Source organism: Vibrio galatheae (genome assembly GCF_000967545.1).
GTDB classification, from domain to species: Bacteria; Pseudomonadota; Gammaproteobacteria; order Enterobacterales; family Vibrionaceae; genus Vibrio; species Vibrio galatheae.
On the sequence record NZ_JXXV01000014.1, the window covers coordinates 78838 to 94252 of the forward strand.

Genomic DNA, 15415 nt, shown 5'->3' on the forward strand with positions numbered 1-15415 from the left:
ATTCAACCAGATAAGTTGTGTATCTTATCCTAAGACACTCATTAAATTAAAGATAGGTAAATACATCGCCACGACTAATCCACCAACCATTAGACCCAAAAAAATGATAATCGCGGGTTCAAGAATTTTGCCTAAGTTGTCTACAGTAGTGTCCACTTCTACTTCATAGAGGTCAGCGATCTTATTCAGCATCTCGTCCAAGTGCCCTGATTCTTCACCAACCATCACCATTTGCACAACCATGTCGGGAAAGGCTTGACCATTGCGCATTGCGATGTAAAACGGAGTGCCTGCGCTAATCCCGACAAGAACGCTCTCGATAGCAGTTTGATAATACAAGTTGTGAGCTGTTTTGGCGGATGCTTTAAGGCCTGCGAGGATCGGTACGCCTGCATTGACACTGGTAGCTAGAGTTCGCGAGAACCTAGCTATTGACGCTTTAGCGATAATTTCGCCGACAACGGGTAACTTGATCGCTAAGCGACTTAACAGTAGCGCCGCTGGGTGAGACTTGCGGCGAATCAATCCTAGCGTAATGACAACAATTGCGATGGCCGCAATCGATTGACCAGCATAAGTTTGAGTGTAAGCAGATAGCGTTAATACTTGCTGGGTGAACCAAGGCAGTTGCGCACCAAAACCGTGGAACATGGTTTCAAACTGCGGGATAACGAAATTTAACATCAGATAACTTACCAGCGCGGCGGCCATAACAACGATGCTTGGATAGATCAGTGCCTTAATCACTTTCGCATTGAGCAGTTGAGATTTTTCGCGGTAGTCAGCGATACGTGTGAATACTTGGGCAAGATTGCCTGATTGTTCGCCCGTTGCAATTAAGTCAACATAGAGAGAGTCGAAAAGGGGACTCGCATTGGCCAAGGTCTTAGCGATAGGACTGCCTGCTTCTACACCTTTAATGATATGGCGAAGGATAGATTTCATCTCGGCTTTCGGATGGTTGTTCTGAATAAGCTTCAGCGCATGGCAGATAGGGAGCCCCGTTGCGAGCATGGTACTCATTTGCCTAGTGAATAGGGTGATGTCTTTTTTCGTCACGCTTTGGGTCAGTTGAGTGAATAGCGAAACCGGGCGCTTTTTTAGCTTGATAATCTGAATGGATTGCTCAGTCAATCGCTCATTGACTTCCTGTTCGTTTAGAGCGAGCAACCTCCCTGATAGTCTCTGTCCGCTGCGGTTAACGCCTTTCCAGTAGTAACGTCTAAGTGGGTGACGTGTGTAAATTATCATGACATCGTTAACTTATAGGTAGAGTACACGTTGTAACTCCTGGTAACTGGTGAGTCCGTCCAGCAGTTTTTCAATGCCTGAATCTCTGAGGGTTTGCATGCCTTGTTTTATCGCCACTTGTTCTATGTCCCTCACATCGTTGCTGTGATTAATGACTTGTACTAGGGTTGGATCTAAGCTCATCACTTCGTAGAGGCCAATTCGGCCGAAATAGCCTTGGTTACAATCTGGGCAGCCAGTTGGATTGGCTCGATAAATTGATTGAAGCTCCGTTATGCCAAGTTGTTGTTCTAACTCGGCAGAGATTGGCTCTTCCACCTTACACTGTTCACATAGCTTGCGGGCGAGCCGCTGAGCAATGACTAAGCTCAATGAAGACGAGATATCGGCTGGAGAAATACCGAGGTGTTGCAGACGTAAGATACTTTCTGCCGCCGAATTGGTGTGCAGCGTAGATAAGACTAAATGCCCGGTTTGCGCGGCCTTCACTGCGATCTCTGCGGTTTCGAGGTCGCGTATTTCGCCCACCATCACAATATCCGGATCTTGACGTAGAAATGCTCTGAGCGCTTGAGCAAAGTCTAAGCCGATTTGAGGGTTAATTTGTACTTGATTAATGCCAGGCAGGTTAATTTCAACCGGATCTTCAGCACTGGCAATGTTGACTTGTGGCGTATTGAGGAAATTCAAACCTGCGTAGAGCGAGACGGTTTTGCCACTACCTGTTGGCCCTGTCATCAGGATCATCCCTTGTGGCTGAGCGAGAGCTTTTTGATATATAGCTTGCTGTAAATCGTTGTAGCCTAACGCTTGGATATTGAGTTCGGTATTATTGCTATCCAACAGCCTTAAGACGATTTTTTCTCCCCATAAGGTCGGCAGTGTCGAAATACGCATGTCGATCGCGGTGTCGGGAGTGAGCTGCAGTTTTATTCGTCCATCTTGAGGAAGACGGCGCTGGGCGATGTCGAGCTTAGCGATAATTTTTAATCTTGCTGACAAACGTCGGCTGAGTGTGTGGCTTGGCTGCTGGGTTTCAATTAACAATCCATCACAGCGGAAACGCACTCGATAAGAGGATTCATACGGTTCGAAGTGAATGTCTGACGCCCGCTTGCGAATCGCATCAAGCAGGATTTGGTTTATGTAACGACTTACTGGAGCATTGTCTGCGCTCAAGTCTTCAAGATCGTCGAGTTCATCATCGGAGATGTGTACTAAGTTAGCAAGATCTTGTCCGCTCAACTCTTTGTTATGCGTCCATGTCTCGCTATCAAGGGCAGTGCCATACATTTGGCGAATCACCCCTTTAATTTGCTTACTATCAGCCAGTACGAGTTCAATTTGCTTGCCTGTCGCAAAGCGAAACTCTTCTTCAATGTTTAAGTCGCTTGGGTCTGCGATCGCAATCAATAATTGATGGTCACTTTGCCGGATTGGAATAGCCTCATATTGGCGAATGAGATCAACTAAGCCGAGTGAGCGACACACACTTTGATAATCGTAGTTTGAAAAATCAATCACAGGCAGCGCGAATATTCGTGAAAGATGTGAGAGAAGCTCTGCTGGGGAAAACCAATCGAGTTTAAGTAGCGCTTCTACGACGGAGAGATTGGCGGCCTTGCTAGACTCAAGCAATTGCGCTTCTTGTTTACTATCCAGCAGCTTAGCTTGGCGCAAGATGGTTGGCAGATTCGTCATATCAACTAGCAGCCTTTGGGTTTAAGAGCCGTATCGATATCAGAATCACATCTCCACGTTCCGTTACTGTCTCTTTGTAACGCAACTTTCTTACTGACAATATTTGGACTAACGCCAGAGCTGCTGAACGTAAATAGGATGTCACCTGATGCAGATGAGACATTGTCGTAGCTGATGGTGCCTAACGGAGAGGTAGGAATTGCTAGTGCAGATGACGTTGCGGGGAAACTACCTTGGGTTAATACGTAAGTTTCAACACTGGTGCGGTGTCCAGTTATCGATGCTAAAGCTGCGGAGGCTTCACTCTTAGCGATATAAGTTTGATATTGAGGCACTGAGATTGCTGCTAATATTCCAATGACCGCAACCACGATCATTAATTCAATTAGGGTAAAGCCTTGAGGTTTGTTGCTTAGACTGGCTCGCATAGTGGCTCCCCGAAAATGAAAAACAGCACCCTAGGAGAGGGTAGTGAGGAGGCGCCAAAGCGGAAATATTGATTCGACCTGTTTCCGAGTCGTATAGAGGAAAATAATCCTTAGTTTCATATCAAATACAAAATGGCATGAACTGACACAAAAGCGTAGATAAAAAAATAGAGGCATGACGCCTCTATTGAACGGTAACTTAATGAGATATGCCGCTATTTAAAGCGCATCGATAAATCCATAGCTTTTAGATGCTTAGTCAATGCACCAACTGAGATATAGTCCACGCCTGTTTCTGCATATTCACGAATCGTTTCAAGAGTGATATTGCCTGAGTTTTCTAATGCCGCGCGCCCTGCGTTAATTTTTACCGCTTCACGCATCATCTCGGTAGTAAAGTTATCGAGCATGATAATATCGGCTCCTGCATCGATCGCTTCTTGAAGCTCAGCAAGGCTTTCTGTTTCTACTTCAACAGGTTTACCAGGGTTGAGTTGTTTCGCTGTTTTGATCGTTTGGCTAATACCACCATTGGCAATAATATGGTTTTCTTTGATTAGATAAGCGTCGAATACACCGATACGATGGTTATACCCGCCGCCACAAGCAACGGCATATTTAAGGGCACTACGTAAACCAGGAATGGTTTTACGTGTGTCGAGCAGTCGGCAACCCGTCCCTTCAATTTTTTCAGCATACTCGGCCACTACCGTTGCACAGCCAGATAAGGTTTGGATAAAGTTCATCGCATTGCGCTCACCAGTAAGCAGTGCGCGTGCTGGGCCAGAAAGTGTACAAAGCACTTGGTTTGGCTCAACTTTATCGCCATCTTCTACGTTCCACACTATGGTAACTTCACCACCTAGCTGTTTAAATACCTCGTCGGCCCATGCTTTGCCACAAAAAACACCATGTTCGCGAGTGATAATGGTCGCTTCGTTGCGAGCATCGGCGGGAATTAGACTTGCCGTAATATCCGCAGCAGGATCGAGCGTGCCGCCGAGATCCTCTTTAATCGTATCCGCGACTGCGCGCGAAATCTCTAAAGGAAGTTGCTGTTTCAAATATTCGAGACGTTCTTGGCTATTGTGTGTGTTTTTCATCGCAAATCTAATACGCAGTTGGACAAGAGGTGGGCATGATACGCTGACTGACAGTGAAATTCAGCCATTAATCTCGCATTTCATCGCCAAAGGGATAAAATCATCAGGATAAGTTTACCTCACGAGCGATATTATGATTGATGACCAAGGTTGGTATGGCAAAGCAAGGCGGGTCGAATCGCCATTTTTTGATCAAAGAATGGATAACAGTGATATCTCTTTGCTGGTGGTACACAACATCAGTTTGCCCCCAGGGCAATTTGGTGGGCCTTATATCGAGCAGTTTTTTACCGGTCAATTGAACCCAGATGAGCACCCGTTTTTTAAAGTGATTCATAACATGGGGGTCTCTGCTCACTGCTTGATTCGTCGTGATGGTGAGGTGGTTCAGTTTGTTCCGTTTAGTGCTAGAGCTTGGCATGCCGGTGCATCAAGTTTTGCTGGGCGAGAAAAGTGCAATGACTACTCTATCGGTATTGAGTTAGAAGGCAGCGATTACGTTGCTTACACTGATAGGCAGTATCAGGCGTTAATTGAGCTAACCAAGCAGATCCAAGCGCGTTATCCGCAGATCACGCTACCGCGCATTACTGGTCATCAATATATTGCCCCGCTGCGTAAAACCGATCCGGGGCTGGTGTTTGACTGGGCTAGATATCGTCTTGCGCTGTGCTCGTAATGAGCGACAAGATTAAAGCGTCTCTTGGTATTCCAGTAAAATCTGTTCAACCCAAGTGGCGATACGTTCATCACTGAGTTCATATTGAGAGTCTTCATCTAGCGCTAGACCGACAAACTGGCTGCCATCTTCGGTGAGGGCTTTTGATGCTTCAAATTGGTAGTTGTCATCGTTTGGCCAATAGCCAACAAAATTAGCGCCCGTTTTCTTCAGCTCGTCGTGGAGCAGGCCCATCGCATCCAGGTACCATTCGCCATAGCCTTCTTGATCGCCTAAGCCGAATAGTGCGACGGTTTTGCCACTTAGCGGTACGCCATCGATTTGATCCCATAGCTCATTCCAGTCCTCTTGGATTTCACCAAAGTCCCAGGTCGAAATGCCAATAATCAGAAAATCATAATCTGTCATCAAAGAGAGCGGAGACCCTTTAACATTGTGAATATCAACAAGGTCTTCACCAATGATAGCGCGGATCTTCTCTGCTGCCATCTCGGTATAACAAGTTGTTGAGCCGTAAAATAGACCGATTTTCATAGCATTCATTTTAGTTTTGCGAATTGATGGTGAATTCTAACCATAAATTGGCGTGCTTTGCAGCGAATATCCGCTTTCAATGGTATTTTTGATGGCTTTATTGTTGTGAGACACTTACATTTGAGCGCATAAACAACATAAGAGGTGAGCGGTGTCAGAATATATGTCTGCGGATCAAGGGCTTGTTGAACAGTTTTTAGATGCGATGTGGATGGAGCGAGGCTTATCTGAAAATACGCTTGCATCTTATCGCAATGATTTACTGAAACTATTGCAATGGATGGCAGAAAATAACTACCGGCTCGATTTTATTAGCTTGTCTGGACTACATGACTATCAGAGTTGGTTAATGGATCAAGGCTATAAACAGACTTCTCGGGCTCGGATGTTGTCCGCGATTCGTCGCCTGTTTCAGTACCTACATCGTGAAAAGGTGCGTAGCGATGATCCCAGTGCACTCTTGGTCAGTCCTAAACTGCCAAAGCGCCTACCTAAAGATCTTAGTGAAGAACAAGTTGACGCTTTGCTTAATGCGCCAGATCCAAACGATCCGATAGAGTTGCGTGATAAGGCCATGTTAGAGTTGCTTTACGCAACAGGATTACGTGTCACTGAATTGGTGAGTTTAACCATGGAAAACGTTAGCCTGAGACAAGGTGTGGTCAGGGTCACAGGTAAAGGCGGAAAAGAGCGCTTGGTTCCAATGGGAGAAAATGCTGTCGATTGGATTGAAACTTTTCTCCATCAAGGTAGGTCTGAGTTACTTGGAGAGACAACCTCTGATGTCGTGTTTCCGAGCAAGCGCGCAAGACAAATGACCCGTCAGACATTTTGGCATCGTATAAAGCATTATGCGGTGCTGGCGGGAATTGATACCGAGTTGCTTTCTCCTCACGTGCTAAGGCATGCGTTTGCCACTCATCTTCTCAACTACGGCGCAGATTTACGAGTTGTGCAGATGTTGTTGGGGCACAGTGACTTGTCTACCACACAAATTTATACTCATGTAGCGACCGAACGTTTGAAACAGTTACATAGTGAGCATCATCCAAGGGCTTAACTGCTCATGGCCATAACACAATCGATTTAAGGTGAATTGAATGAGCGTATTACGCCGACTCCCTCTTATTGCACTCCCCGTGCTACTTGCTGCTTGTGGCGCAGAGAATGCCGCTTCTACAGAAACTGCGAGACAAGATCAACAAGATGACCAAGTTGTCGTAAGCGAGGCTGGTGCTCTGACTGGTGAGGCTAAGATGTATGCTGAGAAATTTAGCAAACTAGGGGTAAAAGTCATCAGCGTTAAGCCTTCTGATATTGATGGTTTAATGGAAGTGCAGACATCGGGCGGTGTATTATTCGTCTCTCCTAAAGGTGACTACTTTTTAGCGGGCACCTTGTATCACCTCAAAGACGATGGCAGCTATGAAGATGTGTTGGCTAAGCGCCAGGCTCCGTTGAATGCGGCGAAAATTGAAGCGTTTAGCGACAGTATGATCGAGTTTAAAGCCCCTGAAGAGAAGTATGTCGTGACAGTATTTACTGACATTACTTGCAGCTACTGTGTCAAGCTCCATGGCCAAATGCAGGAGTATAACGACTTAGGTATTACAGTGCGCTATATGGCTTACCCTCGCCAAGGTGCTACTGGTATGATTGCCGATCAAATGGCCGCGATTTGGGCATCAGACGATCCTCAGACGGCGATGCACAATAGCAAACTTAAACGTGAATTACCGGAAATAGGTGACGATTTCACCAAGTTCCAAGAGATTATTAAACAACACTATATACTTGGTCGTGAGCTCGGTATTAATGGCACTCCTGCTATCTTCTTACCAAGTGGTGAGATGGTCGGCGGTTACGTGCCGCCGGAGCAATTGGCGCAACGCTTAGCTCAAGCTCAATAATCTACTTTGGGCCGCTGCTTGTAGTGAGTAGCGGCCTCATTCCTTTGCTTAATTACTCTTTGACACATGATTGAAATTCAACGCCGACCCGAACCCGATTTATCCTTACTGCCTGACAGCATTGCGCCTTTGCTAAAGCGTATTTACATCAGTCGTGGCATTTCATCACAACAACAGCTCGACACAGCAGCGCGAGCGCTGCACTCCTATCAACAATTGCATGGTATCGAAGCGGCAGTTGAACTGTTGTTCGAATCGATTCAACACAACAAACGCATTATTGTGGTTGGGGATTTCGATGCAGATGGTGCAACGAGCTCGGCACTGTCGGTACTTGCTCTGCGAATGTTAGGTTCACACAATGTTGACTATTTAGTTCCCAACCGTTTTGAAGATGGTTATGGCCTGAGTCCTGAAGTAGTGGACCAAGCGATTGAAATTGGCGCTGAAGTGATTATGACGGTGGATAATGGGGTTTCTTCGATTGAAGGGGTACGTTATGCCAAACAGCAGGGACTGAAGGTGTTAGTGACCGATCACCACTTACCTGGTCATGAGCTGCCCAATGTCGATGCCATGGTCAACCCGAATCTTGAGGAGTGTGCTTTCCCATCTAAGGCGTTAGCTGGTGTGGGCGTCGCATTCTATTTGATGATGGCGCTGTGTGTTCATATGCGTAAAAACGGTTGGTTTGCTGAGCAAGGTATGGCAGAACCAAAATTGATGGAGTTAATTGACTTAGTTGCGCTTGGCACTGTCGCTGACGTGGTACCTCTCGATGAAAACAACCGGATTTTAGTGCATCAGGGCTTGCAACGCATTCGGGCAGGAAAAGCGCGCCCCGGAATTCAAGCTCTGATTGAAGTCGCTAAACGAGATGCACGCCGTTTGGTTGCGTCTGATTTTGGTTTTGCGCTCGGGCCACGCATCAATGCGGCAGGTCGTTTGGACGACATGTCATTTGGTGTCGAACTGCTGATGGCTAACAACATCCATGCTGCGCGCCGAATGGCAAGTGAACTGGATGGGTTGAACCAAACTCGTAAAGAGATCGAAGAAGGCATGAAGCAAGAAGCGATGGCATTTTGTGAACGTTTGCAGTTTGGTGATCAAGTGATGCCACATGGTTTAGTTTTGTTCCAACGCGACTGGCACCAAGGTGTGATTGGTATTTTGGCTTCGCGCATCAAAGAGAAATTTCACCGTCCAGTGATTGCTTTTGCCGATGGTGGCGAAGGCTCGGTTAAAGGCTCCTGTCGTTCGATTCCTGGTTTGCATATGCGCGATGTGTTGGATCGTATCGACACGCAAAATCCGGGGTTAATCATTAAGTTTGGTGGTCACGCGATGGCGGCAGGTCTGACCATCCTCGAAAAGAATTTTGAGCGCTTTGCTCAGTTGTTTGACGCGGCAGTCAAACAAGAACTGGATGAAGCAGCACTCAAAGGTGTGATTTTGTCTGATGGTGAGCTTAAACCTGAAGAGTTCTCAATGCACACCGCAGAGATGTTGCGCGCAGGAGGCCCGTGGGGACAAGCCTTTCCCGAACCTCTGTTTGATGGGGAATTTAAGGTTCTACACCAAAAGCTGGTGGGGGAGAAACACCTTAAATTGATGCTTGAACCTTTACATAAAGGTCATCCAACCAACATTATGATCGACGGCATTGCATTCAATGTTGATTTGCGTCGTTGGCCTGACGCGTCGGTAAAAACGGTGCGCTTGGCCTACAAACTTGATATCAACGAATTTCGCGGCAATCAATCGTTGCAGTTGATGATAGATCACATTGAAGCCAAGTAGAGCACTCGTGACGTAAGCCAGAGATAGCTCTGGCTTTTTGAGTTTATTGCCTAGAGATAGGGTGATTCTTTTGCCCCTCAAATTTCGCGTCTGTCAATGGTGCGAAATATTCTGTTCATATTCCCTTAAAACTAACCGGCTAAACTGTGAAGCCTAGCACGGTCTATTCCCATCTGTTGACGGCTTGTAATTGGTCTGACCAATTTGATTGCTGTTTTAATCATCTATTGTTATCAAACTGTTGGCCCAAGGCTCATTCTATGATTTGGGTCAATTTTTGTCTGGAACTTGCGTTTTAATTATGTTAATTTTCTCGCCATCTTAAAATTGGTAATACCAATTGCCTGCAAAGAGTAGAAGAAAAAACAACTATGGCTTATCAAAGGATTCGTCAGCCAAAGCTTTCTGATGTGATTGAACAAGAATTAGAAAGGCTGATAGTGGAAGGAACATTGTCTCCGGGGCAGCAATTGCCACCAGAGCGCGAGCTGGCAAAACAGTTTGATGTTTCCCGTCCATCAATCCGCGAAGCAATACAGCGTTTAGAAGCTAAACGTCTTCTTACTCGTCGTCAGGGTGGTGGCACATTCGTTAGTGAGAACATTTGGACCAGCTTTTCAGATCCTCTGCTAAATTTATTGTCTAGTCACTCTGAAACTCAGCTGGATTTACTGGAAACGCGTCATGCGATGGAAGGTATTGCCGCTTACTTTGCAGCAGTTCGTGGTACTGAGGAAGACTTCGCTCGTATTCAGGCTTGTCTGAAAAATATCAGTGAAGAGCAAACGAAGAAGAACGTCGAAGCGGAAGCCGCTGCGGTTATGCAGTTTCTGATCGCTTTAACTGAAGCCGCTCATAATGTCGTGCTTTTGCATGTGATTCGTAGTCTTGCTCCTTTACTCGAGCAGAATGTCTTACAGAATTTAAAGCTCTTACATCGCCGCGATGAAGTGGTCGAAAAAGTAAGTATACATCGAGCTAACATTGTGGATGCGATTGTTTCTGGTCAGCCGGAAAAGGCGCGTGAAATGTCTCACTCACACTTAGCTTATATTGAAGAAACATTGTTGGATTTGACTCGTGAAGAGTCGCGCAGAGAACGCTCTTTGCGTCGAATTCAGCAAGGTAACGACTCGTAAGAGCGTTGCTTAAATAACTAGATCCAACCAACAGAAGGATAGATCGCCATGTCTGACATGAAGCATGACGTAGATGCACTGGAAACTCAAGATTGGCTACAAGCCCTTGAATCAGTTGTTCGTGAAGAAGGTGTAGAACGTGCACAATTTCTACTAGAGACCGTTCTAGAAAAAGCACGTCTAGACGGCGTTGATATGCCAACTGGTATCAACACAAACTACATCAACACTATTCCAGCTGCACAAGAGCCTGCTTACCCAGGTGACGTAACTCTTGAGCGTCGTATTCGTTCGATTATTCGCTGGAACGCAATCATGATCGTATTGCGTGCTTCTAAGAAAGACCTAGACCTAGGTGGTCACATGGCTTCTTACCAGTCAGCGGCCGCGTTCTACGAGGTTTGTTTCAACCACTTCTTCCGTGCTCCAAACGAGACAGACGGTGGCGATCTAGTTTACTACCAAGGTCACATCTCACCAGGCATTTATTCACGTGCGTTCGTTGAAGGTCGTCTAACTGAAGAGCAGCTAGACAACTTCCGTCAAGAAGTTGATGGTAAAGGTGTTCCTTCATACCCACACCCTAAACTGATGCCTGAGTTCTGGCAGTTCCCAACCGTATCTATGGGTCTTGGTCCTATCTCTGCTATTTACCAAGCACGTTTCCTTAAGTACCTAAATGGTCGTGGCCTGAAAGATACTTCTGCTCAACGTGTCTACGCTTTCCTTGGCGATGGTGAGATGGATGAGCCAGAATCACGTGGTGCTATTTCTTTCGCTGCGCGTGAGAAACTAGACAACCTATGTTTCCTAATCAACTGTAACCTACAGCGCCTAGACGGCCCTGTTATGGGTAACGGTAAGATCATTCAAGAGCTTGAAGGTCTGTTCAAGGGTGCTGGTTGGAACGTAGTGAAGGTTATCTGGGGTAACAACTGGGATGCACTACTCGCTAAAGATACCACTGGTAAGCTACTACAGCTTATGAACGAAACGATCGATGGCGACTACCAAACATTCAAATCTAAAGATGGCGCATACGTACGTGAGCACTTCTTTGGTAAGTATCCAGAAACAGCGGCACTTGTTGCTGATATGACTGACGACCAAATCTTCGAATTGAAGCGTGGTGGTCACGATTCTTCTAAGCTGTTTGCTGCGTTTAACAATGCAAAAGAAACCGGCGGCAAGCCAACGGTAATCCTAGCTAAGACTGTAAAAGGTTATGGCATGGGTGAAGCGGCTGAAGGTAAGAACATCGCGCACGGCGTTAAGAAGATGGACATGACTCACGTACAATACCTACGTGATCGTCTAGGTCTACAAGATCTTCTTTCTGATGATAAAGTGGCTGAGCTTCCATACCTAAAACTGGAAGAAGGTTCTGCTGAATACGAATACCTACATGCTCGTCGTAAAGCACTGAAAGGTTACACACCACAGCGTTTACCTAAGTTCACTCAAGAATTCAAAGTACCTGAACTAGAAGAGTTTGCTCCTCTACTTGGTGCTCAGAAGCGTGAAATTTCAACGACTATGGCTTACGTTCGTACGTTGAACATTCTGCTTAAAGACAAAAATATCGGTAAGAACATCGTTCCTATCATCTGTGATGAAGCGCGTACTTTCGGTATGGAAGGTCTATTCCGTCAAGTGGGTATCTACAACCCAGATGGTCAAGAATACACACCTGAAGATAAAGGCATCGTTTCTTACTACAAAGAAGCGACCTCAGGCCAAGTTCTTCAAGAAGGTATCAATGAGCTAGGTTCAATGGCATCTTGGGTTGCTGCTGCGACTTCTTACAGCACCAACGATCTGCCAATGATCCCGTTCTACATCTACTACTCGATGTTTGGTTTCCAACGTATCGGTGACATGGCATGGCTAGCTGGTGACCAACAAGCTCGTGGTTTCCTACTAGGTGCTACCGCTGGTCGTACAACACTGAACGGTGAAGGTCTACAGCACGAAGATGGTCACTCGCACATTCAAGCGAACACTATCCCGAACTGTATCTCTTACGACCCAACATTCGCTTACGAGCTAGCAGTAATCATGCAAGATGGTATCCGTCGTATGTACGGTCCTGAGCAAGAAAACATTTACTACTACCTAACAGTAATGAATGAAAACTACGCAATGCCAGCAATGCCAGAAGGCGCTGAAGAAGGCATCCGTAAAGGGATCTACAAGCTTGAGTCTCACGAAGGTGCTAAGGGTAAAGTTCAGCTAATGAGCTCTGGTACTATCATGAACGAAGTACGTAAAGCAGCGACTATCCTAAGTGAAGAGTACGGCGTAGCATCTGACGTGTTCTCTGTAACTTCATTCAACGAGCTAACTCGTGATGGTCAAAATGCAGAGCGTTACAACATGCTTCACCCAGAAGCTGAAGCGAAAGTACCTTACATCACAACTGTTCTAGGTAAAGAGCCAGCAATCGCAGCGACGGACTACATGAAGAACTACGCAGAGCAAGTACGTGCATTCATGCCGACCGAGTCTTACAAAGTTCTTGGTACTGATGGTTTCGGTCGTTCGGACAGCCGTGAAAACCTACGTCGTCACTTCGAAGTGAACGCGGGCTACGTAGTGGTTGCAGCACTAACTGAACTAGCGAAACGTGGTGATGTTGAGAAGTCTGTTGTGGTTGAAGCAATTGCTAAGTTCAACATCGATACTGAAAAAACAAACCCACTTTACGCTTAATACAGCGCTTAACTAGAAGGTAAATAAGCAATGGCAATCGAAATTAATGTACCTGACATCGGTGCGGATGAGGTTGAAGTTACTGAGATTCTTGTAAGCGTTGGCGACAAGGTTGAAGAAGAGCAGTCTCTGATCACGGTTGAAGGCGACAAAGCTTCTATGGAAGTTCCAGCGTCTCAAGCAGGTATCGTAAAAGAAATCAAAGTTGCGGAAGGCGATTCTGTTACAACGGGTTCTCTTATCATGATTTTCGAAGCTGAAGGTGCCGCTGCAGAAGCGGCTCCTACGGCAGCTCCAGCAGTTGAAGCAGCACCAGTTGCAGCTCCTGCAGCGGCAGAGCTTAAAGAAGTTCATGTGCCTGATATCGGTGGCGACGAAGTCGAAGTGACTGAAATCATGGTTAAAGTTGGCGATGCAGTAGAAGACGAGCAATCTCTTCTTACTGTAGAAGGCGACAAGGCTTCTATGGAAGTACCAGCACCATTCGCGGGTACGGTTAAAGAGATCAAGATTGCTGAAGGCGATTCAGTAACAACGGGTTCTCTTGTGATGGTATTCGAAGTGGCAGGCTCAGGTGCATCGGCTCCAGCTCCTGCAGCGGTTGAAGCGCCAGCAGCACCTGCGACGGCTCCTGCAGTAGCAGCGGACAAAGAAGTTAACGTTCCAGATATCGGTGGTGACGAAGTAGAAGTTACTGAGATCATGGTTAAAGTTGGCGATACAGTAGAAGAAGAGCAATCTCTAATTACTGTAGAAGGCGACAAAGCATCGATGGAAGTTCCTGCACCATTCGCAGGCACTGTGAAAGAGATCAAGATTGCTGAAGGCGATTCAGTAACAACGGGCTCTCTAATCATGGTATTTGAGGTGGTTGGAGCAGCTCCTGCACCAGTAGCAGCAGCTCCTGCGGCAGCACCAGTAGCAACTCCAGCACCTGCGGCGGCATCTGCTCCAGCAGCAAAAGCTGAAGCTCCTGCAGCTAACGATTTCCAAGAAAACAACGAATACGCACACGCGTCTCCAGTTGTTCGTCGTCTAGCACGTGAGTTTGGCGTAAACCTATCTAAGGTTAAAGGCAGCGGTCGTAAGAGCCGTATCCTAAAAGAAGACGTCCAAAACTATGTGAAAGAGGCACTTAAGCGTCTTGAGTCTGGCGCAGCAGCATCTGGTAAAGGCGGTGACGGTTCAGCGCTTGGTCTACTACCTTGGCCAAAAGTCGACTTCAGCAAGTTCGGTGAAACTGAAGTTCAGAAGCTTTCTAAAATCAAGAAGATTTCTGGTGCAAACCTACACCGTAACTGGGTAATGATCCCGCACGTTACACAATGGGACAACGCTGACATCACTGAGCTAGAAGCATTCCGTAAAGAGCAGAATGCAATCGAAGCGAAGAAAGACACAGGCATGAAGATCACACCTCTTGTGTTCATCATGAAAGCCGTCGCGAAAGCACTAGAAGCGTTCCCAGCGTTTAACTCTTCACTTTCTGAGGATGGCGAAAGCATCATTCTTAAGAAGTACGTCAACGTAGGTATTGCAGTAGATACACCTAACGGTCTTGTTGTTCCTGTATTCAAAGACGTGAACAAGAAAGGCATCTACGAGCTCTCTGAAGAGCTAATGGCTGTGTCTAAGAAAGCACGTGCTGGTAAGCTAACGGCTGCTGACATGCAGGGCGGTTGTTTCACAATCTCTAGCCTTGGCGGCATCGGCGGTACGGCGTTTACGCCAATCGTAAATGCGCCAGAAGTTGGTATTCTGGGTGTGTCTAAGTCAGAAATGAAGCCTGTGTGGAACGGCAAAGAGTTCGAACCACGCCTACAGCTTCCGCTATCTCTATCATACGACCACCGTGTGATTGATGGTGCTGAAGGTGCGCGTTTCATTACATTCTTGAACGCAGCACTATCAGACATTCGTCGTCTGGTTCTTTAATTAAAGATTGGATGATTTAGAGGCGGCACTACAGCCGCCTCTACTACGAATTATTACTGACAATTGGCTTGCAAACCTTAGAGTCGTTAAGGTTTTCTCAAGCGAATTGTTGTCTAGCTCACAGGCTAAATTGATTTACTTTTCACACCATTAACATCTCTGTAAACTGATGGCGGTCTGAAAATAATGTTTAAAATAAACTGACTTGAACATAGTGAAT

General features: G+C 46.3%; 12 protein-coding genes. 7 read left to right on the forward strand and 5 right to left on the reverse strand.

Annotated features, from left to right (window positions below; all coding sequences use genetic code 11):
- Nucleotides 1-24 precede the first annotated feature (24 nt).
- The 4 genes from TW81_RS07510 to nadC all read right to left on the reverse strand — a co-directional run bounded on the left by TW81_RS07510 (nt 25) and on the right by nadC (nt 4483).
- Nucleotides 25-1251: a type II secretion system F family protein gene (locus TW81_RS07510; RefSeq protein WP_045955093.1), complete on the reverse strand. Its 1227-nt coding sequence runs from the start codon at nt 1249-1251 to the stop codon at nt 25-27.
- Nucleotides 1252-1263: 12 nt separating this feature from the next.
- Nucleotides 1264-2952 carry a type IV-A pilus assembly ATPase PilB gene (pilB, locus tag TW81_RS07515; protein ID WP_045955094.1) on the reverse strand — a complete coding sequence of 563 codons (1689 nt, stop codon included), beginning with the start codon at nt 2950-2952 and terminating at the stop codon, nt 1264-1266.
- A 5-nt stretch (nt 2953-2957) separates the two neighbouring features.
- Complete coding sequence (locus TW81_RS07520) at nt 2958-3380, reverse strand: pilin (RefSeq protein WP_045955095.1); 423 nt, start codon at nt 3378-3380, stop codon at nt 2958-2960.
- 215 nt (nt 3381-3595) lie between these two features.
- Nucleotides 3596-4483, reverse strand: coding sequence for a carboxylating nicotinate-nucleotide diphosphorylase (gene nadC / locus TW81_RS07525; RefSeq protein ID WP_045955096.1), 888 nt, complete (start codon nt 4481-4483; stop codon nt 3596-3598).
- A 133-nt stretch (nt 4484-4616) separates the two neighbouring features.
- On the opposite strand from nadC, the gene ampD reads away from it, so the two are divergent.
- Nucleotides 4617-5162 (forward strand): 1,6-anhydro-N-acetylmuramyl-L-alanine amidase AmpD, encoded by a 546-nt coding sequence (gene ampD / locus TW81_RS07530; protein ID WP_045955097.1) that lies wholly within the window; start codon nt 4617-4619, stop codon nt 5160-5162.
- Nucleotides 5163-5174: 12 nt separating this feature from the next.
- On the opposite strand, the gene fldB is transcribed toward ampD, so the two are convergent.
- Entirely contained in the window at nt 5175-5696 is a 522-nt protein-coding gene (gene fldB / locus TW81_RS07535; protein ID WP_045955098.1) for a flavodoxin FldB, read from the reverse strand.
- Nucleotides 5697-5859: 163 nt separating this feature from the next.
- Between fldB and xerD the strand changes: the two genes are divergently transcribed.
- The 6 genes from xerD (at nt 5860) to aceF (ending at nt 15195) form a co-directional block, all read left to right on the forward strand.
- Nucleotides 5860-6756, forward strand: a complete 897-nt coding sequence (gene xerD, locus TW81_RS07540; RefSeq protein WP_045955099.1) for a site-specific tyrosine recombinase XerD — start codon at nt 5860-5862, stop codon at nt 6754-6756.
- A gap of 40 nt (nt 6757-6796) precedes the next feature.
- Nucleotides 6797-7606: a thioredoxin fold domain-containing protein gene (locus TW81_RS07545; protein WP_045955100.1), complete on the forward strand. Its 810-nt coding sequence runs from the start codon at nt 6797-6799 to the stop codon at nt 7604-7606.
- A 66-nt stretch (nt 7607-7672) separates the two neighbouring features.
- Nucleotides 7673-9409, forward strand: coding sequence for a single-stranded-DNA-specific exonuclease RecJ (recJ, locus tag TW81_RS07550; protein ID WP_045955101.1), 1737 nt, complete (start codon nt 7673-7675; stop codon nt 9407-9409).
- 371 nt (nt 9410-9780) lie between these two features.
- On the forward strand, nt 9781-10548 hold the full coding sequence (gene pdhR / locus TW81_RS07555; protein WP_045955102.1) for a pyruvate dehydrogenase complex transcriptional repressor PdhR: 768 nt from the start codon (nt 9781-9783) through the stop codon (nt 10546-10548).
- Nucleotides 10549-10596: 48 nt separating this feature from the next.
- On the forward strand, nt 10597-13260 hold the full coding sequence (gene aceE, locus TW81_RS07560) for a pyruvate dehydrogenase (acetyl-transferring), homodimeric type (protein WP_045955103.1): 2664 nt from the start codon (nt 10597-10599) through the stop codon (nt 13258-13260).
- 30 nt (nt 13261-13290) lie between these two features.
- The gene (gene aceF / locus TW81_RS07565) at nt 13291-15195 is read left to right on the forward strand and encodes a pyruvate dehydrogenase complex dihydrolipoyllysine-residue acetyltransferase (RefSeq protein WP_045955104.1); all 1905 of its coding nucleotides are present in this window, start codon (nt 13291-13293) and stop codon (nt 15193-15195) included.
- Nucleotides 15196-15415: the final 220 nt, after the last annotated feature.